Raw genomic sequence first — 22,754 nt, 5'->3', positions numbered from 1 at the left:
TGGACGTCTGCGTTTATGAGGAATGAGTGACATGTTGGATGCGATAACAGCGCTTAAGCAGGGCACGCGCCTGGTCTATCAAAAGGGTCTGCGGCGATATATTTTCCTGCCTATCCTCGTCAATATCCTTGTTTATGGCGCCATGTTAGGCGTTGTGGTCAATCGCTTTTCCGGCTGGCTGGATCACTGGATGAGCCTGGTACCTACCTGGCTTGACTGGCTCTCCTGGCTGATCTGGCCGCTTTTCATGATTAGCTTACTCGCCGTGGTGTTTTTTACCTTTACCTTGATCACTCACCTTATCGCGGCACCTTTTTACGGCTTTCTGGCGTCGAAAGTGGAAATTCAGGCAACCGGACGAATTCCGCTGGATGACCGGGGACTGACCAAAACGGCGATTGATGCCGTAGGCCGGGAATTGGTTAAGCTAGGCTATATCGCCCCCCGCGCCATTGCGCTGTTTATTATCAGTTGGATACCGGGACTGAATCTTTTTGCGCCTCTGCTATGGGGGCTATTTTCAGCATGGATCATGGCCATTACTTACTTAGACTATCCCATGGATAATAATAAGGTCGCATTTAAAGATATGCGCCAACGGCTTACCAAGCGCTGGTGGCAAAGCCTTAGCTATGGCGGCTTGGTAACCCTGATCACCTGGATACCACTGGCCAACCTCTTTCTGATACCCGGCGCGGTGGCAGGCGCCGTCTTGATGTGGGACCAACATTACCGCACGGCTCGCGAACTCACGCACCAAGGCTCTGCATAGCCGAGTGGTTAGTTCTGAAACGCAAAAACCCCGCATGAGCGGGGTTTTTTATGCTTGCTAATTTTTCTTACTACCTTTGTTTCTTACCACCCTAGGTTTTTATTAACTTAGAGTAGAAAAGGCTTACCAATCAGTGCTGTCGCCTTCATCGCGCGTTAAATCAGACGCTTTGTAAGAGCTTGTGTTTTGACGGTCACTCTCTTGCTGGCTAGTCGGCGAGTAGTTAGTGTTCATACGATCGCTGTCACCGTGGTTCAGCTCGTTCGCAGAGTAAGTGGCTGACTCAGACGTACGGGTGGACTGTGACTGATGAGTAATCTCACCGACAGAGCGATCTTTGTTTAACTCGATAGAGCTATGCGCAAATGCCAGCGGGCTTGCGATAAGGCCCAAAGAAACACTGAAGATACCTACTTTTTTTACCATTGCTTTAAATAACATGACTTACTCCTGATAACATGAATGCCGCTTATAAGGTTGATAGCTATAGCTAATGCCCAGCTAATCGTCTAGCGGCTATCGCTCTCATCTATCTTTTGCATTAGAAATGCCAACAATGCCATATATAAATATTAGCTTTAAATATCAGGCACATGCTGAATAAACGTTGCACGCAAAACACCGTCGCACAAATAGATAGCACGCTAACGTGTTGCGTAATAATGGCACATGCGCCTTTGTTATTCAACCAAAGTGGCACACTGTGTAGTCGCAGGGCGTATTGTGTTTTAAAAAACTAGGTGGTGAGCCTATTAAAATCAGGCTGGCAGTCACCTAAAGCATCAAAGCAGAGCAACAAATTTCATTTTCAAAAAAAATATTTTTTCCCACAAAAGATTAGACCCCGCCGTGGCAGGGTCTTGATCTCGTAGCTATGGACAATATCTAACGTTAGCTTCCTTTCCTTTTGCGGGACTCCAACCTTGGAATTTACCCTGACTAACGTTCTGATTGTCGCTTGATTCGTTCCTTGAATCAGTGAGCATCCATGCAGTGGGAAATCCTTATCCCATGCTAGCTCTTCCTGAGCATCTATAAAAACATGATGACTTTTATTGCTCAGTCGTTACTGAACTATTCTCTTTGGGTAAATCGTCAGATTCAAAAGAGGTATCGCCACCTGAAGTTTCGCCAGTTGGGCCAGAGCCCATTGCGTCATTATCGGTATGATTGCCAGAGTGCGTGGAACCCATTGCGCCATCGTTATGCGCTGCGTTATCGCCTTCTTCGTGAATCAGATCGTCTTGATCGTAGTCAGAAGAGCCTGCTTGTGTAGAATCGTGTGATTGAGATTCAACCGGCTGCTCATCTGGAGAAATATTACCGCTTGGGTTAGCTGGTTCTTGAGCAAACGCAAATGGGCTTGCCATCAGACCAAATGTTACACCTAAAATACCAGCTTTCTTGAGTAGTTCCTTGGACATCATATTCCGTCTCCTAGATCGCTGTTTAATACCGCATAATTTTAAGGAAGCGCCATCCTGGCTTACCATTTCCTGCGGTAGTCTTCCTTGCTTAAAGTATTGCAGGACCAATGCCAAAAATGACAAAAAAATAAATATTTAATATAAAACAACATCTTACAAAAACACCCACATGCCAAATAGCTTTTCTATTGCCGTTTAAATGGAGCACATACTGGTTAAAAATGGCACATGGGTAACCTTTGACCATAATTGACTGACATCGTGACACACTTGTACAAGGATTATTAAAAGGCAAAAGAAGAGGGCTTTAAAGGACAGCCAATCGAACGGCAGGAAAAACACAGCGGAATAGAGCGCCTTCACCAGGATGTGACTCAACCTGAAGCTGCGCATCATGACGTAACAATACGTGTTTAACGATGGCAAGCCCTAACCCCGTACCGCCCGTGGTGGTGCTGCGGCCTTTATCAACGCGGTAAAAACGCTCGGTTAGCCGGGGGATATGCACAGGATCGATCCCCTGGCCATTATCTTCGATTTCGATACAGGCATCACCGTTCGCCATTGCCATCCAGCGCAGAGTAATCTGGCTACCTGGCGGCGTATAGCGCACGGCATTAAAAGTCAGGTTGGAAATGGCGCTGCGAATTTCCTGCTCACTCCCCACCAACCCCGCATCGTTTTCAATCTCGACACGCACGCTATGCTGGTGGTGCGATAGAGCGAGTGCATCCTGACAAACACTATTCAGAAGGCGCTCAATAGATAGCGGCTGATGATCTTCGCCACCCTGATCAATCTCCAAACGCGACAGCAGCAGCAGATCATTCACCAGATTTTGCATACGCTGGGTCTGCTCCTGCATCTTCTCAATACCCCGGCCTAAGCGGGGCGGAAGCTGGTCGGCCAGATCGCCATAGGTTTCCAGATAGCCCAGAAGAACGGTCAACGGAGTACGCAGTTCGTGGGAAACATTGGCGACGAAATCGCGGCGCATTTGCTCAAGGCGATGTAAACGGGTGATATCCCGCGCCATCACCAAGCGCTCATCGTCACCGTAGAGGGTAATCTGGTATTGCAGGACGCTACGCTCATCAATCGGCGAGGTCAGAGTTAACGGCTCGCTATAATTGCGTGCATTGAAGTAGCTGATAAAGTCTGGGTCGCGCAGTAGATTGGTGATGTGCTGACCACGATCATGCGCTGTCTGCAGGCCCAGCATCTTCGTTGCGGCGCTGTTCCACCACTCAAGATCACCGTGCCGGTCAAGCATGACTACGCTGTCGCGCATAGCCTCAGAGGATTCCTGAATGCGTGCCAGCGTCGCCCGTAATCGTCCCTGGGTGATACGCTGGCTTTTTTGATAGCGATAAAGACGATCAAGCAGATCCCCCCACATGCCACTGGCCGCGGGCGGTTCATTATGCGGATTGAGGGTGAGCCACTGAAAAAGCACGCGTAGCTGACGTAGATGGTAGAACAAGCAGACGGCCAATCCGGCCGACAACCCCAGCCCTGCCGAACCCAATAGCCATCCCAGGCAAACCCCAATGGTCGCTAACCAGGCAATGCGCCACAGCTCACGGCTCCACAGGCGCACAATTACACCCGGGCAGAGAAGCGATAACCGGTACCCCGTACCGTCTGGATCAGGTTCTGATGCACTTCGCCCAATGCTTTACGCAAGCGCCGTATATGGACATCCACGGTGCGCTCCTCAACGTAGACATTGCCGCCCCACACCTGATCGAGCAGTTGGCTGCGTGTGTAAGCCCGCTCCTGGTGGGTCATAAAGAACTGCAGCAGGCGGTATTCGGTAGGTCCCATTTCAAGCGCCTTACCGTGAGCGCTTACGCGGTGGCTAACCGGATCCAGCAGCAGGCCATTGATTTCGATCGGGTCTTCCACGCCGCGTGGCGTGGCGCGACGCAGTACGGCTTTCAGGCGTGCGACCAGCTCGCGCGGTGAAAAAGGTTTGGTAATGTAATCATCCGCCCCCGACTCAAGCCCCTGAATCTTATTATCCTCTTCGCCTTTGGCGGTGAGCATAATAATGGGCAGTTCAGCCGTCGCTTCTTCACGCTTTAGGCGTCTTGCCAGCTCAATACCGCTGGTGCCCGGCATCATCCAATCAAGCAGTAGCAAGTCGGGCTGATGGTCTACCACCAGCGCGTGGGCATCCTGGGCGTTATCCGCTTCAAGCACGCGATAGTCCGCCATTTCCAGCGCTACGGCGATCATCTCGCGGATAGACGCTTCATCATCGACAATCAAAACGGTCTTGGCGGTCATCCCAGGGCCTCACGGTGTTCAAAGAAGGAAATTCAATGACATCTCAGTGACAATAACACCATGACTTGATGACACTTATATGACAAGCATTAATCGCGCTGAGCAGGCTTAGCCCACAACCGGCCATTCGCTAAGCGCAATGCCTGCAAAAATGAGTAGCCCCGCCCAGTGGTTATTCAAAAATGCCTGGAAGCACGGGTCACGCTCACGATGACGAATCAGGCGCTGCTGATGGATAAATGTCGCCGCCATACCGGCAAGCCCCAGCCAGAAAAAGCCGCCTAACCCGACGCGCACGCCGACCCAGGCCAAAAGCGCGAGCGTGGCGATCTGCAACAAGCCAATGATCAGACGATCTGCGTCACCAAAAAGCACTGCCGTTGATTTAATGCCGATTTTCAAATCATCATCACGATCAACCATGGCGTACTGAGTATCGTAGGCCACCGTCCACAGCACGTTGGCAAAAAAAAGTAGCCAGGCATCTAGCGGTACATGCCCTAATACGGCGCCAAACGCCATGGGGATCGCCCAGGAAAAAGCCGCCCCGAGCACCACCTGAGGAAAGTGGGTGTAGCGCTTCATAAACGGATAAATAAACGCCAGTACGACCCCGCCCAGCGATAAGAGCACCGTAAACCAGTTGGTGAGCAGCACTAAAATAAACGCGACCGCCACTAGGCCGATAAACAGCAGCTGGGCTTCGGTTTCACTGATACGTCCGGTTGCCAGCGGGCGATTTTTGGTGCGCTTTACGTGGCCATCAAAATGCCGGTCGGCATAATCGTTCACCACACACCCCGCAGCGCGCATTACATATACACCCGCCACAAAAATAAGCAGTACGTTACGGCCCGGCACACCTTCCGCTGCCACCCAGAGCGCCCACAGGGTCGGCCACATCAATAGCCAAGTACCAATGGGGCGGTCCAGCCGCATCAAGTGTAAAAAATCTGCCAATCGCGCCCACCCGGTTGGCCGCAACAAAGAACGATCCATGCTTACCTCACGAAAAGAAGAGATGCCGAGCAAGCCTACCGCGAAGGCAGGCGAAGATCATTAGCCATAGAGGATAAAAAGTACTCCTGCACGAGCAGTGAAAGCCCGGCGTGCTGAAATACGGAGCGCCGCCCCCAAAGGCTCTCGGCATCCGTTGGGTAAGCAAAGCGTGGAACACAGACGGTGGCCTCAAGCGGGCCGCGGATCAAATCAGGCTGACGAAATAGCCAGCTGCCCAGCGAGCGCTCGCCCAGTTTCTCCAGATGCTGCCCCTTTAACTGCGTCAGAGGCGCCACCGAGCGAGCCACTACCCAGGGCGTATCGCCCACGCAAAGTGCCACCTCACGTAGCCAGGCATAATGACGTAACGCGAGCCCCAAGGCCTGGGCTTCGTCTGGCTGGGGCATGCCGACGCCTTGGCGTAAAAGGCGCACACGAAATGGCCTTTCACTCCCTGCTGCCGTCAGGCGGGCGGTTAACGAATCAGTAGAAGCCACCCACTGCCACCACGAAGCACTCATGGTAGGGCGCAGCGCGGCCACGGGCTGCCAAACAGGGAAAGCGTGTGCTTGCCGAAAAGAGGAAGTCGCCACCGAGTACTCCTGGGCAAAAAAACAGAGCGGGTAGTGTAACATGGTGGTCTTATTGGCTTTTGTTGCACTGACTATTTGGGGATGGCATGCCTGCATCACATACGGTTGATTCCACCAGCGCCCACGCCGAGCTGATCATTATCGGCACGGGAATGGCAGGCATTGGGCTTGCCCGAGCGTTACGCCGTCTGGGCGATCAGCGCAGCATCACGCTGATCAGTGCCGACAGCGGCGATGATTACAGCAAACCGCTTCTCTCGACCGGATTTGCGAAAGGGCTCAAACCCGACCAACTGGCGAGGCAGTCAGCCACCGACCTTGCTGAAGAGCTGAATATCCAGGTCATGGCCTCTACCCCGGTAGAGCAGGTATCTGCAGACACCCAAACGCTTTGGCTTAGCAATGGACAAACGCTGGGCTACGATGCCCTGGTACTTGCCACCGGTGCCGAGCCCCGGGCACCGTTTGCCATTCCAGCAAGTGTGTCCCAGCACTTTTTTGTTATTAACGATCTGGATGACTACCGTCGATTTTACACCGCTCTGCATGAGCGGCCTGCGCGCATTGCCATTATCGGCGCGGGTCTGGTGGGCTGCGAATTCGCCAATGACCTGCACGCGGGCGGCCATCAGATAAGTCTGATTGCGCCGGAAACCACTCCGCTGCCCAGACTACTGCCTGAACCGCTCGGCGTTGCGCTGGGCGAAGCCTTTGGCGAAGCAGGTATCCAGTTGGCGCTTGGCCGCACGCTGAAGGATATCGACATCGGCGAGGACAGCAGCGTCAAGCTGACACTGGATAATGACGCGGTCATCAACGCTGATATTGTCTTACTGGCCACCGGCCTTGCCCCAAGAACGGGGTTAGCCAAAACAGCAGGGCTTGCCGTCTCTGACCAGGGTATTCAGGTAGACCGTCACCTGCGTACCTCGAATCCACATATCTATGCCCTGGGTGACGTTGCCTGTATCGACAGCATCAACGCCATGTATGTCCAGCCGCTACAGGCCTGCGCCAAGGCGCTGGCGGCAACGCTTTCCGGCACGCCAACCCCGGTAAGCTTCGGCGCCTGGCCCGTTATCGTTAAAACACCGCTATTGCCGGTGGTAGCCTACCCGCCGCTTATCCCACCCGAACGCTGGCGAATTGAGGGCGAAGGGAGCGACATGAGCGCGCTTGGCGAAGATAAAGACGGGAATTTAGTCGGTTTTGCGTTGACAGGGGGCTGCGTGAGACGGAAAGTGGAGCTTTCCAGAGCCGCACCTGCGCTACTGGGCTGATTTTCACCGCGTTCACGACTAGGCTAGATAAGCTAACCCAGCCTGGGTGGCGTTTTTAATAACACCGCTACACGTCATACTTAATTTTAATGAGGGGAATTCCTTATGCGCAAACCTGAACTCGCTGCTGCCATCGCTGAAAGTGCCGATCTCTCCAAAGACAAAGCAGGCCAGGTCCTGAACGTCATTCTGGATGAAATCACCAACAGCGTCGCGAAAGGCGAAGATGTGGCTTTGATCGGTTTTGGTACCTTTACTGTTCGTGAGCGTGCAGCGCGCACCGGTAAAAACCCACAAACAGGCGCTCCTCTACAAATTCCGGCAAGCAAAAACGTTGCTTTCAAGCCGGGCAAAGCGCTTAAGGACGCCGTTTCCTAATGAAGCTCAAGCTGACGCTGTGGCTGCTGAGCTTTATGCTCAAACGCGCCCTGCGCCGCAAGCCGCGCTTTCGTGAACAGCTTGAACGAATGCGCGGCCTAGACTGGGGTATTGCCACGGAAGACTTAACCGTCGCCCGTTACTACCGAATGACGCCAAAAGGCATCACTTCAGGTAAAGGCTTGCCGGTCGATCTGGATCTTGAGCTACGCTTTCGCGATCAAGACGCCGCGTTACGTATCCTCAGGAAACCAACGCAGCAGGCCTTCCTCGACGGAATGCTCAACGGCGAGGTACGCCTTGTCGGTGACTCCGCTGATATGAACAAGCTGCAAAAGCTGCTGAAGTATTTGTAGCGCTACTTCTAGCGGTTACCCGCCACCCTTGGGTGGCGGGCCCCTGCTCTCTTTGCCTATCATTTCCCCGTCATAATGTTATGAGCACGACTTTTTAAACACGCCTTAAATACGCCTTGGGCTTTTATTCGCGGTAACGTTAACACTGTTAATTCGATAACCGGATAGCCATGACCGCATCCATAGTAACCACGATAGGCTTAAAGCTTGCACACTTGCCTACCGGCAAACTACGCCCTGAGCATATCCAAAAGACATTGATTAGCCTGCCCAAAACACCACGGTTACTGTTAAAACCCCGCTATATCAGCGTTGATCCGTATATGCGTACACGTATGCAGCCAGCCGGGTACGACTATATCGAGCGCTGGGCCGTCGGCAGCCCGTTGTCCGGCTGGACGTTGGCCGAAGTAATTGCCAGCAACAGGCCTTCTTTCAAGCGCGGCGATTTCGTCGTAGGTCACCTTCCCATGCAGGAGATCGTTGCTTCTGACGGGCAGCAGCTAACCCCTGTTCCGGAGGGTAGCGATCCAGAAGCCTACCTGCATCCGCTGGGAATGACGGGATTTACCGCCTGGGTGGGTATGCAGCGCTTGGGGCAGCCTACTGCTCAAGATAGCGTACTGGTCAGCGCCGCCGCAGGCGCGGTGGGTTCTATCGCGGCGCAGCTTGCCCAGCACCAAGGGGCAAACGTCATCGTCACGGCCGGGCGGGCCGACAAGCGCGCCTGGCTGCATGACAAAGGATTTCAGAGCGTACTCAATCATCGCAGCCCGGATTATATCGAGCAGCTACATCACGCGGCGCCTTTTGGAATTACGCTTAACTTTGAAAATATCGGGGGGCGCGCCTTCACGACAGCGATTGAATCAATGGCTACTAACGGACGCATTGTGCTGTGTGGGTTAGTAAGCCAGTATCAGACCCGTAATCCGCGTAAAAGCCCTGATAACTTTGCACAGCTAAGGCAAAAAAACGTCGCGGTTCATCCTTTTGTCGTGCCCGACTACTTGCGTTACTGGGATGCCTTTCAACAATTTATGCAGCCGTTAGTCGTTCAAAAACGCCTCGCGTGGAAGCTCGATAAAATTTCCGGCGGGCTGGATAGCGTTGCGCCAGCGCTGATTGGTTTACTCAATGGGGATAATTTAGGTAAACGGGTCGTCGAAATGCCTTAGGCGCACGCCAAGTTAAGCCACAAGCCATAGCAACGACCCAAGCTTAGCGTTTATACTAAAGTCTAACAGCGACCCACAACAAGAGCATCTATGCCTATTTCACTGCCGCTTCGGCGTCTTTGGACCCTCGATAAGTTTGCTTATAGTCTGCGCGTTTTTATCGCGTTCAGCGCAGCGCTACTGTTTAGCGGCATAATGGGCGATGTAGCGTTGGTTATTCCGCTTTTTCTGGGAATTATCGCCTGTGCCCTTTCCGAAACCGATGACAGCTGGCAGGGCCGCTTACAGGCGCTGCTGGTCACGCTGATATGTTTTACCTTGGCCTCATTTATCGTGCAGTGGCTTTTCCCTTGGCCATGGCTATTTGCACTAGGGCTGGGAACCTCCACGTTCACTCTGATCATGTTGGGCGCTATCGGTCAGCGGTACGCCACGATTGCCTCCGGCACGCTGATTTTATCGATCTACTCAATGATCAATATTGAGCAGCATGGCGGCGTGGATGCCGACGTGGCGTCTCGCCAGCTGCTGCTGTTAGCAGGCGCCGCCTGGTACGGGGTTATTTCGGTTATCTGGTGTGCGCTTTTTTCCCGTCAGCCCGTCAAACAAAGCATGGCACGAGTCTATAAAGCGCTAGGCGAGTTCTTGATACTCAAATCGGCTCTGTTTGAGCCGGTACGCGGCGTCGATGTCGAGGCTCGCCGAGTGGCCCTGGCGCGCCAGAATGGCAAAGTGGTGGATGCGCTCAATCAGGCCAAAGAGATGATTTTTCGTCGCCTGGAAGGCCAGCGCGGCAGTCAAAAACTTAACCGCTATCTGCGCATCTACTTTATTGCCCAGGACATTCATGAGCGGGCAAGCTCGACCCACTACCCTTATAGCGCGCTCACCGAGGCGTTTTTCCACCACGATGTGCTGTTTCGCTGCCAGCGGCTGTTAGATCAGCAGGGGCGCGCCTGCCGTCAGTTGGCCAAATCACTACTGCTTAACCGGCCCTTTGATCACCAGCAGAGCGAACAGGCGCTTGCTGACCTGAGAGCCTCTATCGATAATTTAAGCGAACGCGGCAAGCCCGAATGGCGTGCCCTGCTGCATCCGCTTAACGCACTCGCCAGTAACCTTGCCACGCTTGAAGCGCAGATTGCCAGTGCGCATAACCCGGACACCACTGATGACCGTCGCGATAGCGCACTTTATGATCGCTCGCCTTCCAGCCTGCTGGAAGCGTGGAAGCGAGTACAGCTCAACTTTACGCTTGGCTCTCCCACCTTTCGTCATGCGGTACGCCTGACAACCGCGCTGATGGTGGGCTACGGTTTGCTTCAGTGGCTGGACCCCGAGCAGGGCTTCTGGATCTTGCTGACGACCCTGTTTGTATGTCGACCTAACTTCGCCACGACGCGGCGCTTTCTTTCCCAACGTATTTTGGGCACGGTGCTGGGCCTTACGGCAGGCTGGGTGTCGATCAGCCTGTTCCCCCAGCCAAGCGTGCAGAGCGTGATTGCGGTGGCCGCCGGTGTCACCTTTTTTGCCAACCGGGAAAAACGTTATGTCGTGGCGACAGCTTCCATCACCTTGCTGGTGCTGTGCAGCTTTAATCAGGTGGGCGACGGCTTTGATCTTATCTGGCCGCGCTTGTTTGATACCTTGATTGGCTCGCTGATTGCAGGGCTTGCGGTGTTTTTCATTCTGCCCGACTGGCAGGGCCGTCGGCTCTACCGTGAAGCCGCAAAGGCGATTACCAATCACCGCCGCTATCTGGATGAAATTGTTCATCAGTATGAAGAGGGCAAGCAGGATGATTTGGCTTATCGCCTGGCCCGGCGTAATGCCCATAACGCCGATGCCGCGCTCTCTACGCTGCTGACCAATATGCTTCATGAGCCGGGACACTACCGTAAGCAGGATGCCGACAATGGCCTGCGCTTTCTGGTGCTTTCCAATACGCTGTTGAGCCACCTCTCAGCGCTGGGCGCCCACCGTCATCGTCTGGCGGAAGATGAGGAAGACGCGGCATCGATGCCTTCTGCCAAGCGTATCAGCGAACTGCTGGGGCAACTGTCCGAACAGTTGGATAAACGCCAGTTCATCGCCTCGCTGGATGAGCAGGCAAGCGAACTACTCGCGCAGCTAAACGAGCAGAGCGTTCAACGGGAAAATGGGGAAGAGAAAGCGCTGACGCTGTATCGGCCCATTCAAAGCCAGCTACGCCTGATTGCCGAACAGCTAGTGCCTCTGGGCGAAGCGGCCAACCGCTTGACCAGCACGCCAGCCGCTATCGAAGATGCCACCAGCGCTAGTGCCAAGGTGTAAGACTTCACCGCAGGCCGCTACACCTGCCCGTAGCGGCCTGCGGCCTCGCCTAGCCAACGCCGCACCAGTACCGCGGTAATATGCGGCTCGCTTTGCAGCTCGGAGGCAAGCGCGGTCACGCGCTCCAATAGGTCGGCATCGCGTTCCAGGTCGGCAATCTTCATTTGCGCAAGGCCGGTCTGCCGGGTGCCCAGCACCTCGCCCGGGCCGCGAATCTCCAGATCCTTTTCCGCGATACGAAAACCATCGGTGGTTTCACGCATGACGCTCAGGCGCTCGCGGGAGCTTTTGGAAAGCGGCGGATGATAAAGCAGTACGCAGAAGCTTTCCGTACTGCCCCGACCGACACGTCCGCGCAGCTGATGCAGTTGGGAAAGTCCCAGACGCTCGGGGTTTTCAATAATCATCAGGCTGGCATTGGGAACATCCACCCCCACTTCAATCACCGTGGTGGCGACCAGCAGATCCAACTCGCCCTCTTTAAAGGCGGTCATCACTTCAGCTTTTTCACTGGCCTTCATGCGCCCATGAATCAGGCCGATGGCAAGCTCGGGCAGCGCTTGCGTCAGTTCCTGGCTGGTGACTTCCGCGGCCTGACACTGCAGCGCTTCGGACTCTTCAATCAGCGTACATACCCAATAGGCCTGGCGGCCATCGCTGCAGGCATTGCGAATCCGCTCGACGACTTCGGGGCGACGCTCATCCGCTACCACCACGGTTTTAACCGGGGTACGCCCCGGCGGAAGCTCATCGATGACCGAGACGTCCAGGTCCGCATAGGCGCTCATGGCAAGCGTACGCGGGATGGGTGTGGCCGTCATGATCAGCTGGTGCGGGGTTAGCCCGCCCGCTTCACCTTTTTCGCGCAGCGCCAAGCGCTGGTGGACGCCAAAGCGGTGCTGTTCATCGATAATCGCCAGGCCCAGGCACTGAAAATGCACGTCATCCTGAAATAGCGCGTGGGTGCCGACCACCATGCGCGCACGGCCATCGGCAATCGCGGCCTTGGCGTCCAGGCGGGTTTTGCCCTTCAGCTTGCCCGCAAGCCAGGCGACTTCGATGCCCAGTGGTTCAAACCAGGCTTTAAACGCCCGGTAGTGCTGCTCTGCGAGGATTTCGGTAGGCGCCATGATGGCAGCCTGGCAATTGCCGGAAAGCGCGGCCAGCGCGGCCATAGCGGCCACCACGGTTTTTCCCGACCCCACATCGCCCTGCACCAGGCGTAGCATGGGCGCCGGACGGCTTAAATCCAGGGTAATTTCCTCAAGCACGCGCTGCTGGGCACCCGTTAGGGCAAACGGCAGCTGGGCTAAAAAACGCGCCTGCAGGCCGCGCCCAGAAGGCAGCTCCGGCGCGCCGTCGGCCTGAATGCGCAGTCGCACTTCTCGCAGGCTAAGCTGATGCGCTAAAAGCTCTTCCAGCGCTAGGCGGCGCGTGGCGGAATGCTGGCCGCTGGAAAGCTTGTCAATATCCACATCAGGCGGGGGTTGATGCAGTAAATGCAGGCAGGCGTGGAGCCCCGGCAGGTGAAAGCGCTGGCGCAGCGCGTCAGGGATAACATCGGGCAGCACTTCAGGCGCGCTATCCAGTAAGCCTAGCGCCTGCTGCGTCAATGCCCGCAAGCGGGCTTGGTTCAAGCCTTCGGTGGTGGGGTAGATCGGGGTAAAATACTCATCGACCGGCGTTTCACCCGCCGTATTCAAGCGATACTCGGGGTGATAAATTTCAAGCCCGGTGGCCCCGGCCCGCGCTTCACCAAACGCACGTACCGAAACGCCTGGGCGTAGCTGCTGCTGTTGAGCAGGCGAAAAGTGAAAAAAACGCAGGCTTAAAATACCGCTGCCGTCGCGCAGGCGTATCAACAAACTTCGACGCCGCCCCTTGACGACATCCGAGGCGGTCACCTCACCTTCGATCACGGCTTCCTGGCCGGCGCGTAGCAGGCCGATCGGCGTTAGCCGGGTACGGTCCTGGTAGCGCAGCGGCAGGTGGAAAAGCAGATCACTAACGTGTTCAATGCCCAGCCGCGAAAGCTTGAGCGCTAACGCTTCACCGACGCCTTTAAGCGCAGTAACGGGCCCGTTAAGATCGCTCATGAGTGCGCTTTACCCTTTTGAGCAGGCTGTTGGCACTGGCTGATGGCATCCACTAGGGCATCGATCGCTTTAGGGCGCGGGAAGCTGGCCCGCCAGGCGATCGCCACCGTCCGTGAAGGGGCTGGGTCGACGAAGGGGCGGCTCTCAAGCATGGCATTTTCATATTGATCGGTTCCTAATGCTGACTGCGGCAATACGGTAATCCCTAGCCGTGACGCCACCATATGGCGAATGGTTTCCAGCGACCCGCCCTCGGCAATCAAGGTGTTATTCGGGTTATTAAGCTTTTGGGTAATCGCCGGACACGCTTCAAGAATCTGGTCCCTAAAGCAGTGGCCTTCACCCAACAACAGCAGGCGCTCTTCCAGCAACTCCTCTTTACGAATAGCCTCGCGCTCAACCCAGCGATGGTTTGCCGGTATCAATACTTCAAATTGCTCTTCGTAAATAGGTTTGGTCACAATATCGGTTTCAGTAAACGGCAGCGCCACAATAATGACATCCAACTCACCGTTTTTTAGCTTAGCACGTAACGTTCCGGTCATACCTTCTTCAATATACAGCGGCATTTGCGGCGCAATATTGGCAAGCGCGGGAATCAGGTGCGGAAATAAATACGGGCCGATGGTGTAAATAGCCCCGATGCGTAGCGGATTCGATAGCTGATCTTTACCGGCGCTGGCCATTTCATAAATCAGCCGGCTTTGCTCCAGCACACGCTGGGCCTGAGCGATGATCTTCTCGCCAAGCGGGGTAACCTGAATCGTGGATTTGGAGCGCTCAAACAGCGGTATATCCAGTTCCTCTTCAAGTTTTTTCACCGCCACGGAAAGCGTTGGCTGCGATACATGGCAGCGTTCAGCCGCACGACCGAAGTGGCGCTCTTGGGCAAGGGTTACGATGTAGCGAAGTTCTGTTAAAGTCATAACGGCGCCAGTGGGCATCCTCTCGTAGCAGCTCGTGACTAACATCATGGCAGTCAGCGGGACGGAAAAGGATAAGCAAACCCTGCTGACGATGTCATATCTCGCAGGGACTTTGTATCCAATAGGGAATTTTTATCAAAAGGAGTGGATAAGGTGAAGCTAACTGTACTGATTATCGGTTGTGGTGATCTTGGCATTACCTTAGGGCGCGAGTTAATTGATGAGGGGCATCGCGTCATTGGCGTACGTCGCAAAACAGCGGCATTAAAAGGCACAGGCATTGAGCCTCTGGCGCTTGACCTTAACGAACTTGATGAAACCAACGCATCTGCACTTCCCCAGGCAGACTACGTAATTTATAGCGTAAGCGCTGACCGCTTTGAAGAAAGCGCTTATCAAAGTGCCTACCCAGAAGGCCTGAAGCGGGTGCTGAGCGTGATGGAGCAGCACGAAAAGCCGCCGCGCCGCGTCTTCTTCGTATCGTCGACCAGCGTGTATGGCCAGCAGGAAGGCGAAGAGGTCAACGAGGAGAGCCCCACCGGCCCCACCAGCTTCTCCGGCATGTTGATGTGTGAAGCCGAACAGATGCTGTTTGATCACCCGCTACCCGGCACCGTTGTGCGCTTTTCAGGTATCTATGGCCCAGGCCGCGACCGCTTGATTCATCAGGTAGCGGAAGGCCGTATCGCCGCCGTTACGCCGGTTATCTACTCCAACCGCATTCACCGGGACGACTGTACCGGTATTCTGGCCCACTTGATCCGCATTCAGGAAAGCGGTCAGCCGCTTGCGAACCTGTATCTGGGTAGCGACTGCGAGCCGGTCACCATGCATAACGTGATGGCCTGGATTGGTAAGCAGCTCAAGGTGGAATCTACCGATACCATGCAGTCGCCGCTGCGCCGTCGGGCCAGCAAGCGGTGTGATAACCAGCGTATTCTCGAAACCGGCTACCAGTTCAGCTACCCAAGCTACCGTGAAGGATATGCACAAATACTCAAAGAGGGCGGCTTTTTAAAGCCTCAGAAAGCCTGAGCACTACAAGCGCACTGCAGCGTGAAAGATACATAAACGCTGGATAAGTAAACGTTAGATAAACACCGGCCAGACGCTAACCATTGCGTCTGGCCGGTTTTTTTACGGCGTATTAATCACCGATAACCATAACGGCTTCGGCTTCTACCTGGCTGCCTTTGGGAAGCGCCTTCACACCCACCGCGGCGCGGGCCGGGAACGGTGTGGAGAAGAACTCTTCCATCACTTTATTGACGATGGCGAAGTTATCCAGATCGACCAGATATAAATTTAGTTTAACCACATCGCTAAGCGATCCCATCGCCTCTTCGCATACCGCTTTCAGGTTGGTAAATACCTGACGCGCCTGTGCTTCAAAATCTTCGGACACCAACTCCATGGTGGTCGGGTCCAGCGGAATCTGACCAGAAAGATAGACCGTATTACCGGCTTTAATGGCCTGCGAGTATGGGCCAATCGCGGCGGGGGCTTTATCAGTATTAATAACGGCTTTATTGCTCATACGATGTCTTGCTCCTGAGTTCTTAGCATTAGTTTTAACATTAATAGTTATTTAGCGTTAATTATCTAACTAGCTTATTTATATAATATTTTTATTAGAATGTAATGACTTGCCGCCATAGCACGGCATGGCCGATGCGCGATAGCGATTCAGCCAGACGGGTTAGCGGCTTTAATTGGTCATACGCGTAATTTTGCTTACATTAGGCAAGTTACGGATACGCTTGATAATGCGCGCCAGATGAACGCGGCCTTTTACCGACAGGGTTAGATTGACCGTAGAGAGACGCGCATCGCGCTCTTCGATACCGATACGCTCAATATTGGCGTCGGCATCGGTGACAAGGCCAGCAAGCTCGGCCACCAGGCCACGCCGGCTTTCAATTTCAATTCGCAGCGCCACCGGGAAGTCTTCATCAATGGTTTCAGACCACTCCAGCGTGAACAGCTTGTCCGGGTCGTTTTTATGTTCAATAAGATTACGGCACTCGGCGCGGTGAACGACAAGCCCCTTGCCCATGGAAAGGTGCCCGAGCACCGGGTCGCCGGGTAGCGGATGGCAACAGCGTGCAAAGTTGATCACCATGCCTTCACCGCCGCTGATCAATACGGCTTTGCCGCTATCAACCGCGGCAAAGTTAGCATCGTGACGCCCGCCGTGAGCGATATCGACTAATCGTCTGGCCACTACGTGCGCCATACGGTTGCCTAATCCCAGCGACTCTAGAAGCGCATCCTGGGAGGCCACATCCAACTCTTTAAACGCCAGCTTGAGCAGATTCTCATCAAGCTCTTCCAAGCTGGTTTCAAAAGGTGTGAGCGCCTTATTAAGCAATCGACGGCCCAGGGTAATCGCTTCAGTCTGCTGCTGATGCTTCAGGGCATGACGAATGGCCGAGCGCGCCTTGGCAGTGGATACAAAACTCAGCCAGGCAAGGTTAGGGCGTGCGCCGGGCGCGGTAATAATCTCAAGCGTCTGACCGCTTTCCAGGCGTGTTGAAAGCGGCGCCAAGTGACGATCGATACGGCAGGCAATACAGTTATTGCCGATATCGGTATGCACGCTGTAGGCAAAGTCGATCACCGTCGCTCCCTGAGGCAGCTCCATGATGTCGCCCTTGGGGGTAAAGACGTAGATATCGTCGGGGAACAGGTCGTTTTTGACGTGTTCGATAAATTCCAACGAGTTACCCGCATGGCGCTGCATTTCCAGAAGCCCTTTTACCCAGGCGCGGGCACGGGCGTGGCTGCCTTCGGCAATCGGATGGGTCGTTTGTCCTGCTTTATAAAGCCAATGGGCGGCGATGCCGTTATTGGCCATGGCCTCCATCTCTCGGGTGCGGATCTGGACTTCGATCGGCATGCCGCGCGGCCCAAACAGCGTGGTGTGCAGGCTTTGGTAGCCGTTGGCCTTGGGGATGGCAATATAGTCTTTAAAACGTCCCGGTACCGGCTTATACAGGTTATGCACCACGCCCAGGATGCGATAGCAGCTGGCCACGTCCTCGGTAATGATACGAAACCCGAACACGTCCATGATTTCTGCAAACGGCTTACGCTGGTCGCGCATCTTCTTATAGATCGACAGCAGATGCTTTTGCCGTCCCACCACCGTGCCTTGAAGCACTTCGTCATCCAGGCTTTGCTGTAGCGATGCCTGAATTTCACGCATGGCGCTGCGCCGATGGCCACGCGCGTTGGCTACGGCCCGCTTGATGCGCTCTGAGCGCATGGGGTGGATCGCCTGAAAGGAGAGATCTTCAAGCTCGATGCGGATCGTATTAATACCCAGCCGGCCAGCAATACGCGCATATATCTCCAGCGTTTCACGGGCAATGCGGCGTTTTTTATCCGGCCTGAGCGCGCCGAGGGTGCGCATGTTATGCAGCCGGTCGGCAAGCTTGACGATAATGACGCGAATATCCCGCGACATTGCCAACACCATCTTCTGAAAATTTTCCGCTTGAGCCACGGCTTTATCTTCAAAAGTGATTTGAGTCAGCTTGGAAACGCCATCGACAAGCTCCGCCACGGGCTTGCCAAACTGGGCCGCCAGGGCTTTCTTGGAAACGCCGGTATCTTCGATGACATCATGCAGCATGGCCGCCATCAGGCTTTGATGGTCCATGTGCATATTGGCCAGAATATTGGCGACCGCCAGCGGGTGGGTAACGTAGGGCTCGCCTGAACGCCGACGCTGGCCGTCATGGGCCTGCTCGGCGTAGTAAAAGGCGCGTTTGACCTGCTGGATCTCGTCCGAGGGTAAGTAGCCGCCGAGTCGATCGGCCAGGTCATCAATGGTGAACATTTACCGCGCCCCTATCCGTTCAGCCTTAGTCGTCGATCTGAGCGCTGGGCGCCATAGCAGGGCGCGCGCGAACAGGTGCTTCAACCGGCTCGTCGAGTACGGTGTGATCGACAAGACCTGCGGCAATTTCACGCAGTGCCATTACGGTGGGCTTGTCATTTTCCCAGGCCAGTTGGGCATCGCGCGAACCGCGGGCCAGCTGACGAGCACGCTGGGTGGAAATCATCACCAGCTTGAAGCGGTTTTCGACATTTTCCAGACAATCTTCAACAGTTACGCGAGCCATGGGGGCCTTCCTGTAATGACAACGCCGGGCCGACGTTGTTGGATAACGTCACCGACCCAGCGAAAAGTGTGATGATAGGACCTTATAGATTACTCGACGCTAGGCGCTTATGACAAGAGCGCATCGAGTAGCGGGGCATGCCGCTCGCTGACAGTGGCGAGCGTTAGACGACGGCTGATCACCAATGACTGCAGTTCTTGAAGCGCCGTGGTGAAGTCATCGTTAATCACCAGATAATCATACTCGTTAAAGTGTGACATCTCGCTAACCGCATCGCGCATACGCCGCGCGATTACCGCATGCTCGTCGGTACCGCGACTCGCCAAGCGGCGCTCCAGCTCATCGCGCGACGGAGGCAGAATAAAAATGGATACCGCATTCGGCATTTGCTCGCGTACCTGCTGCGCGCCCTGCCAGTCGATTTCCAGGATCACATCCTGCCCCGCCTCCAGCAGCGTTTGCGCTGCCTTGCGCGACGTGCCGTAGTAATTATCGAAGACTTTGGCATACTCAAAGAAATCGCCACGCTTAATCATCGCCTCAAAATCCGGCACGTCGATGAAATGGTAATTCACACCATCCACCTCACCCTCACGCTTAGCACGCGTAGTGTGCGATACCGAGACCTGAATGCCATCAAGACTTTCAATCAGCTCACGAACCAAGCTGGTTTTGCCCGCACCTGACGGCGCCGAAACAATAAAAAGCGTACCTTGGGACATTAAGCGCTTCCCTAGTTAGCGAAAAAGAAAACATGGTTTAAAAAAACTTAGTTTAAAAAAACACGGCTTAAAAACATAGTGGGCGAAACACGTAGCCCAACAACAAGTTTATAAAGGTGCGCAGTATCGCACACCCACCGCGTGGACTGTAGCGTTTGCGTGAATACACAAGGAGGTTAGATGCGCAGCACACTGTTTATATTATTGCTGATTGCCATTGGGGTAGCCGTACAGAAAGGCATTATTGAAATCCCTCGCCACTGGGCGCCGTGGGCTCCTCTTTATGTCGATGACCCAATCACTCCTATCACTCAGCTGAAAATTAAACGTTTAAGCGGTGACAGAGAAGCCTGCCTGGCCGCGCTGGATACCGTGCCCGATGGCGAACTTAGCTATACACCCCTTGCCGATTATGCGCCCACAGCAAGCTGCCCACTCACCAATGTTGTGCGTATGCAGTCCAGCAGCGTGCGGTTTAACCAAAGCTTTGTTGCCACCTGCCCGCTGGCCCTTGCCTGGGTGATGTATGAACGCCATGAGTTACAGCCTGCGGCCCAGGAGATAATGGGCAGCCCTGTTCGCCAGGTTGATCACGTGGGCAGCTTCGCCTGCCGTAATATCTATCACCGAGAAAACGCCCGGCGCAGCGAACACGCGACAGCTGAAGCGCTGGATGTCATCGGCTTTCGATTCGAGAATGGACAGCGCATTACGCTGATCAAACACTGGGATGATGAAGGAAGCGTTGGAGAGTTTTTACGGGCAGCGCGGGATGGCGCTTGCGGCACGTTTGGTAACGTATTGGGGCCTGATTATAACGCCGCGCACGCCGATCATTTTCATATGGGCATGCGCGGCTTCAGGCTATGTCGTTAACATCTAGCTCGTTAACATCTATCGCAACGTGGCTGAATACTGATTGCGTCATAGCCGGTGCTGAATATAGCGCTTAATCCAGGCTGATATCTTCTCGGTCGGTCGCGGCACCAGTAGCTGCGCCAACGCCGCCGCCGATCACTGCACCCTGACCGATGCTGCCGCCGGTTGCCGCTGCCGCCCCGGCGCCTACCGCCGCGCCAACACCTGCGCCGCTGGCCGCACGTTCACCGGTGGTCGTACCGCAGCCTGCTAAGCCTAGCGTTAATGCGGCAATAGCACTGAGGGTCAAAATACGCGATTTTTTCGTCATTTGAGTATGCATGGGGTCACCTCCTTATGGGTTGCACCCTATACACATTAGAGACGATTAGGCTATTTTTCCACTTTCGTGCTACCGGGCGTGGGCGGCCACTGGCTCAGGGCTACGTTTTTCAAGCCATTTTCCGAAGAAGAAAATAGCCAGTCCACAGAGTGCCAGACCGGTACCCACCGGCCCCGTGCTCGACCAGTCAAAGCCTGCGCTGATCACTAGCCCGGCAAGCCAGGCACCCAAAGCATTAGCACCGTTGAACGCCGCATGGTTAAGCGAAGCCGCCATGGTCTGAGCATTGCCCGCCACATCCATTAACCGGGTTTGCAGTGACGGGGCAAGCGCCATACAGGTGCCCACCAGGCCGACAAACAAGAGCCCTGACCAGACGTAATCGGCGGCAAAGTAGTACCCGCCCTGAATAACGGCGCACCAGATCAGGATGCGCGGAATGGCACGCATCAGATTTCTGTCGGCCATGCGCCCGCCGACCAGGTTACCGATAATCGATCCAATGCCGAAAATCACCAGCACCAACGGACCCAGTGCCTCGCTCATGCCCGCCTGCTGCGTCAATGTCGGCATCACGTAGCTGAAAATCGAGAACATGCCGCCACAGCCTACGCAGGCAATCGCAACCGTCACCAGCACGCGCTGTTTCACCAGCGCCGACAGCTCACGCAACGGGCTTGCCAGCGCATCGAAGGGTTGTACAGGTACCCATAGCCGAATCAACATAGCCGTCAGCAAGGCAATGACGCCTACACCGACAAAGGCGACCTGCCAGCCAAACTGATTTCCCGCCCAGGTGCCTAGCGGCGCGCCAATCAAGATGGCCGTCGTCAAGCCCAGCATGACCCGTGAAATGGCCCGCGCTCGCTGATCAACCGGCACGGCTCCCGCAGCAACCAGCGCGGCCACACCAAAGTAAGCGCCATGCGGCAGGCCCGCGATAAAGCGCAGCCCCACAAACGACCAGAACCCCGGCGCCATGGCACTGGCGATATTGCCCACGGCAAATACCAGCATCAAAACAATCAGTAACGCCCGCTTGGGCACGCGCGCGGCCAGGGCGGAAATCAACGGCGCCCCCACCACAACGCCCAACGCATAGCTGCTGATCGCATAGCCGACCTGCGGCACACTGACCGCCAGATCACCCGCGACGCGGTTCATCAGCCCCATGATCACAAATTCACTGGTGCCGATACCAAACCCACCTAGCGCCAAGGCGAATTCGGCCAGACGCGGATTGCGCGCCAGCCCCTGGGTCGACTCTTGCATTTTTTCTCCCAACGCACGCCTGGCGTGCTGCTCTTGCTAATGGCTAACAGACAATGATCGCAAGACTAGACGAAAGTATAAATATGTTCAGCAAAATATTAGCAGGCGAATATTTCACTTTAACGAGCTACCCATTGAAGCACGCCCAGGTTTGCAGGCTTAATAAACACCAACGCCTATCGATGTTCTACATAAGGAAGGCCGTTTATGACCCCTGAAACAATCGAATACGCCATGCAGGCGCTAGCCAAGGCTGACCCGGATATCGCCCGTGCACTTCCGCTGGTGGGTGCGCCTTCACCACGCGTGCGTGACAAAGGCTTTGCGACGTTTTTCTCCACCATCGTCAGCCAGCAGCTTTCCACCGAAGCAGCCCGCGCGATTATGGGCCGGGTGAATACCCTACTGCCCGAGCTGCACGCCAAGGCGGTAATCGACACCGAAGGTCAGGCACTACGCGATGCGGGGCTCTCGTGGCGCAAAATCGAGTACGCCAAGGGGCTCGCGGAAGCAGAGCTTGCCGGCACCTTCAGTGCCGACGGGCTTGAGCATCTAAGCGATGAGGAAGTGATTGCCACGATTACCCAACTGCGTGGCTTTGGGCGCTGGAGCGCGGAAATCTACCTGATGTTCTCGCTCAAACGCCCGGATATCTTCCCCGCTGACGACCTCGCCCTGCGCGTAGCATTAGGCCGCCTTAAGGGTCTTGACGACAAACCCACACCCCAGCAGGCGCGAAAGCTTGTTGAACACTGGGCGCCCTGGCGCAGCGTAGGGTCGCTGTTTCTGTGGCACTACTATCGCGGCGAACCGGTTTAA

23 protein-coding genes are annotated in these 22,754 nt (G+C 55.1%); 9 read left to right on the top strand and 14 right to left on the bottom strand.

What is annotated here, in order from left to right; genetic code table 11:
* The first annotated feature begins 31 nt into the window (after window positions 1-31).
* Window positions 32-772, top strand: coding sequence for a sulfate transporter CysZ (gene cysZ, locus ACT3R7_RS03070; RefSeq protein WP_192537434.1), 741 nt, complete (start codon window positions 32-34; stop codon window positions 770-772).
* A 123-nt stretch (window positions 773-895) separates the two neighbouring features.
* Here cysZ and ACT3R7_RS03065 read toward each other — a convergent pair whose 3' ends face one another.
* The 6 genes from ACT3R7_RS03065 to ACT3R7_RS03040 all read right to left on the bottom strand — a co-directional run bounded on the left by ACT3R7_RS03065 (window position 896) and on the right by ACT3R7_RS03040 (window position 6,083).
* On the bottom strand, window positions 896-1,213 hold the full coding sequence (locus tag ACT3R7_RS03065; RefSeq protein WP_192537433.1) for a hypothetical protein: 318 nt from the start codon (window positions 1,211-1,213) through the stop codon (window positions 896-898).
* A 611-nt stretch (window positions 1,214-1,824) separates the two neighbouring features.
* A complete protein-coding gene (locus ACT3R7_RS03060; protein WP_496198807.1) occupies window positions 1,825-2,199 on the bottom strand; it encodes a hypothetical protein in 375 nt (124 codons plus the stop codon).
* Between the two features lie 307 nt (window positions 2,200-2,506).
* Entirely contained in the window at window positions 2,507-3,799 is a 1,293-nt protein-coding gene (gene phoR / locus ACT3R7_RS03055) for a phosphate regulon sensor histidine kinase PhoR (RefSeq protein ID WP_192536818.1), read from the bottom strand.
* Between the two features lie 2 nt (window positions 3,800-3,801).
* Window positions 3,802-4,491 carry a phosphate regulon transcriptional regulator PhoB gene (gene phoB, locus ACT3R7_RS03050; protein WP_018918480.1) on the bottom strand — a complete coding sequence of 230 codons (690 nt, stop codon included), beginning with the start codon at window positions 4,489-4,491 and terminating at the stop codon, window positions 3,802-3,804.
* Between the two features lie 108 nt (window positions 4,492-4,599).
* Window positions 4,600-5,490, bottom strand: a complete 891-nt coding sequence (ubiA, locus tag ACT3R7_RS03045; protein ID WP_192536817.1) for a 4-hydroxybenzoate octaprenyltransferase — start codon at window positions 5,488-5,490, stop codon at window positions 4,600-4,602.
* A 35-nt stretch (window positions 5,491-5,525) separates the two neighbouring features.
* The gene (locus ACT3R7_RS03040; RefSeq protein WP_192536816.1) at window positions 5,526-6,083 is read right to left on the bottom strand and encodes a chorismate--pyruvate lyase family protein; all 558 of its coding nucleotides are present in this window, start codon (window positions 6,081-6,083) and stop codon (window positions 5,526-5,528) included.
* An 86-nt stretch (window positions 6,084-6,169) separates the two neighbouring features.
* Here ACT3R7_RS03040 and ACT3R7_RS03035 point away from each other — a divergent pair, with 86 nt between their 5' ends.
* The 5 genes from ACT3R7_RS03035 to yccS all read left to right on the top strand — a co-directional run bounded on the left by ACT3R7_RS03035 (window position 6,170) and on the right by yccS (window position 11,588).
* Window positions 6,170-7,363: an NAD(P)/FAD-dependent oxidoreductase gene (locus tag ACT3R7_RS03035; RefSeq protein ID WP_496198806.1), complete on the top strand. Its 1,194-nt coding sequence runs from the start codon at window positions 6,170-6,172 to the stop codon at window positions 7,361-7,363.
* A gap of 105 nt (window positions 7,364-7,468) precedes the next feature.
* Window positions 7,469-7,741 (top strand): HU family DNA-binding protein, encoded by a 273-nt coding sequence (locus ACT3R7_RS03030; protein WP_018918476.1) that lies wholly within the window; start codon window positions 7,469-7,471, stop codon window positions 7,739-7,741.
* Window positions 7,741-8,097: a hypothetical protein gene (locus tag ACT3R7_RS03025; protein WP_192536814.1), complete on the top strand. Its 357-nt coding sequence runs from the start codon at window positions 7,741-7,743 to the stop codon at window positions 8,095-8,097. Before ACT3R7_RS03030 ends, ACT3R7_RS03025 begins: the two co-directional genes overlap by 1 nt.
* A 170-nt stretch (window positions 8,098-8,267) precedes the next feature.
* Entirely contained in the window at window positions 8,268-9,275 is a 1,008-nt protein-coding gene (locus ACT3R7_RS03020) for a zinc-binding dehydrogenase (protein ID WP_496198805.1), read from the top strand.
* A gap of 90 nt (window positions 9,276-9,365) precedes the next feature.
* Window positions 9,366-11,588, top strand: a complete 2,223-nt coding sequence (yccS, locus tag ACT3R7_RS03015) for a YccS family putative transporter (RefSeq protein ID WP_496198804.1) — start codon at window positions 9,366-9,368, stop codon at window positions 11,586-11,588.
* 17 nt (window positions 11,589-11,605) lie between these two features.
* On the opposite strand, the gene recG is transcribed toward yccS, so the two are convergent.
* Together recG and ACT3R7_RS03005 are read right to left on the bottom strand one after the other, a co-directional pair.
* Entirely contained in the window at window positions 11,606-13,684 is a 2,079-nt protein-coding gene (gene recG / locus ACT3R7_RS03010; protein WP_496198803.1) for an ATP-dependent DNA helicase RecG, read from the bottom strand.
* The gene (locus ACT3R7_RS03005) at window positions 13,681-14,610 is read right to left on the bottom strand and encodes a hydrogen peroxide-inducible genes activator (RefSeq protein WP_018918471.1); all 930 of its coding nucleotides are present in this window, start codon (window positions 14,608-14,610) and stop codon (window positions 13,681-13,683) included. Before ACT3R7_RS03005 ends, recG begins: the two co-directional genes overlap by 4 nt.
* Before the next feature lie 153 nt (window positions 14,611-14,763).
* Here ACT3R7_RS03005 and ACT3R7_RS03000 point away from each other — a divergent pair, with 153 nt between their 5' ends.
* A complete protein-coding gene (locus ACT3R7_RS03000) occupies window positions 14,764-15,645 on the top strand; it encodes an SDR family oxidoreductase (RefSeq protein WP_018918470.1) in 882 nt (293 codons plus the stop codon).
* A gap of 112 nt (window positions 15,646-15,757) precedes the next feature.
* Here the strand turns inward: ACT3R7_RS03000 and ACT3R7_RS02995 are convergent, their stop codons facing one another.
* The 4 genes from ACT3R7_RS02995 to gmk form a co-directional block, all read right to left on the bottom strand.
* A complete protein-coding gene (locus tag ACT3R7_RS02995; RefSeq protein WP_018918469.1) occupies window positions 15,758-16,147 on the bottom strand; it encodes a RidA family protein in 390 nt (129 codons plus the stop codon).
* Between the two features lie 171 nt (window positions 16,148-16,318).
* Complete coding sequence (locus ACT3R7_RS02990) at window positions 16,319-18,454, bottom strand: RelA/SpoT family protein (protein WP_018918468.1); 2,136 nt, start codon at window positions 18,452-18,454, stop codon at window positions 16,319-16,321.
* A gap of 25 nt (window positions 18,455-18,479) precedes the next feature.
* Complete coding sequence (gene rpoZ, locus ACT3R7_RS02985; RefSeq protein ID WP_018918467.1) at window positions 18,480-18,740, bottom strand: DNA-directed RNA polymerase subunit omega; 261 nt, start codon at window positions 18,738-18,740, stop codon at window positions 18,480-18,482.
* A 107-nt stretch (window positions 18,741-18,847) separates the two neighbouring features.
* Window positions 18,848-19,462 carry a guanylate kinase gene (gene gmk / locus ACT3R7_RS02980; RefSeq protein WP_018918466.1) on the bottom strand — a complete coding sequence of 205 codons (615 nt, stop codon included), beginning with the start codon at window positions 19,460-19,462 and terminating at the stop codon, window positions 18,848-18,850.
* A gap of 180 nt (window positions 19,463-19,642) precedes the next feature.
* Here gmk and ACT3R7_RS02975 point away from each other — a divergent pair, with 180 nt between their 5' ends.
* Window positions 19,643-20,338 (top strand): extensin-like domain-containing protein, encoded by a 696-nt coding sequence (locus ACT3R7_RS02975; RefSeq protein ID WP_192536809.1) that lies wholly within the window; start codon window positions 19,643-19,645, stop codon window positions 20,336-20,338.
* Window positions 20,339-20,411: 73 nt separating this feature from the next.
* Here ACT3R7_RS02975 and ACT3R7_RS02970 read toward each other — a convergent pair whose 3' ends face one another.
* A complete protein-coding gene (locus ACT3R7_RS02970; protein WP_192536808.1) occupies window positions 20,412-20,663 on the bottom strand; it encodes a YMGG-like glycine zipper-containing protein in 252 nt (83 codons plus the stop codon).
* A gap of 69 nt (window positions 20,664-20,732) precedes the next feature.
* Window positions 20,733-21,935 carry an MFS transporter gene (locus ACT3R7_RS02965; RefSeq protein WP_496198802.1) on the bottom strand — a complete coding sequence of 401 codons (1,203 nt, stop codon included), beginning with the start codon at window positions 21,933-21,935 and terminating at the stop codon, window positions 20,733-20,735.
* Window positions 21,936-22,142: 207 nt separating this feature from the next.
* Here ACT3R7_RS02965 and ACT3R7_RS02960 point away from each other — a divergent pair, with 207 nt between their 5' ends.
* Window positions 22,143-22,754 (top strand): DNA-3-methyladenine glycosylase family protein, encoded by a 612-nt coding sequence (locus ACT3R7_RS02960; protein ID WP_496198801.1) that lies wholly within the window; start codon window positions 22,143-22,145, stop codon window positions 22,752-22,754.

This window comes from Halomonas sp. AOP43-A1-21 (genome assembly GCF_052376775.1).
GTDB lineage: Bacteria > Pseudomonadota > Gammaproteobacteria > Pseudomonadales > Halomonadaceae > Vreelandella > Vreelandella colorata.
This window is presented reverse-complemented; position numbering and strand designations above follow the sequence as displayed.

What these genes read in the sequence shown, in the direction of transcription:
- ACT3R7_RS03065 (WP_192537433.1), bottom strand. Translation starts at nt 1,213, where the DNA reads ATGTTATTTAAAGCAATGGTAAAAAAAGTAGGTATCTTCAGTGTTTCT.
- rpoZ (WP_018918467.1), bottom strand. Translation starts at nt 18,740, where the DNA reads ATGGCTCGCGTAACTGTTGAAGATTGTCTGGAAAATGTCGAAAACCGC.
- ACT3R7_RS03035 (WP_496198806.1), top strand. Translation starts at nt 6,170, where the DNA reads ATGCCTGCATCACATACGGTTGATTCCACCAGCGCCCACGCCGAGCTG.
- ACT3R7_RS02975 (WP_192536809.1), top strand. Translation starts at nt 19,643, where the DNA reads ATGCGCAGCACACTGTTTATATTATTGCTGATTGCCATTGGGGTAGCC.
- ACT3R7_RS02970 (WP_192536808.1), bottom strand. Translation starts at nt 20,663, where the DNA reads ATGCATACTCAAATGACGAAAAAATCGCGTATTTTGACCCTCAGTGCT.
- ACT3R7_RS02995 (WP_018918469.1), bottom strand. Translation starts at nt 16,147, where the DNA reads ATGAGCAATAAAGCCGTTATTAATACTGATAAAGCCCCCGCCGCGATT.
- ubiA (WP_192536817.1), bottom strand. Translation starts at nt 5,490, where the DNA reads ATGGATCGTTCTTTGTTGCGGCCAACCGGGTGGGCGCGATTGGCAGAT.
- recG (WP_496198803.1), bottom strand. Translation starts at nt 13,684, where the DNA reads ATGAGCGATCTTAACGGGCCCGTTACTGCGCTTAAAGGCGTCGGTGAA.
- ACT3R7_RS02965 (WP_496198802.1), bottom strand. Translation starts at nt 21,935, where the DNA reads ATGCAAGAGTCGACCCAGGGGCTGGCGCGCAATCCGCGTCTGGCCGAA.
- ACT3R7_RS03060 (WP_496198807.1), bottom strand. Translation starts at nt 2,199, where the DNA reads ATGATGTCCAAGGAACTACTCAAGAAAGCTGGTATTTTAGGTGTAACA.
- ACT3R7_RS03020 (WP_496198805.1), top strand. Translation starts at nt 8,268, where the DNA reads ATGACCGCATCCATAGTAACCACGATAGGCTTAAAGCTTGCACACTTG.
- gmk (WP_018918466.1), bottom strand. Translation starts at nt 19,462, where the DNA reads ATGTCCCAAGGTACGCTTTTTATTGTTTCGGCGCCGTCAGGTGCGGGC.
- ACT3R7_RS03030 (WP_018918476.1), top strand. Translation starts at nt 7,469, where the DNA reads ATGCGCAAACCTGAACTCGCTGCTGCCATCGCTGAAAGTGCCGATCTC.
- ACT3R7_RS02990 (WP_018918468.1), bottom strand. Translation starts at nt 18,454, where the DNA reads ATGTTCACCATTGATGACCTGGCCGATCGACTCGGCGGCTACTTACCC.
- ACT3R7_RS03025 (WP_192536814.1), top strand. Translation starts at nt 7,741, where the DNA reads ATGAAGCTCAAGCTGACGCTGTGGCTGCTGAGCTTTATGCTCAAACGC.
- cysZ (WP_192537434.1), top strand. Translation starts at nt 32, where the DNA reads ATGTTGGATGCGATAACAGCGCTTAAGCAGGGCACGCGCCTGGTCTAT.
- yccS (WP_496198804.1), top strand. Translation starts at nt 9,366, where the DNA reads ATGCCTATTTCACTGCCGCTTCGGCGTCTTTGGACCCTCGATAAGTTT.
- ACT3R7_RS03005 (WP_018918471.1), bottom strand. Translation starts at nt 14,610, where the DNA reads ATGACTTTAACAGAACTTCGCTACATCGTAACCCTTGCCCAAGAGCGC.
- ACT3R7_RS02960 (WP_496198801.1), top strand. Translation starts at nt 22,143, where the DNA reads ATGACCCCTGAAACAATCGAATACGCCATGCAGGCGCTAGCCAAGGCT.
- phoB (WP_018918480.1), bottom strand. Translation starts at nt 4,491, where the DNA reads ATGACCGCCAAGACCGTTTTGATTGTCGATGATGAAGCGTCTATCCGC.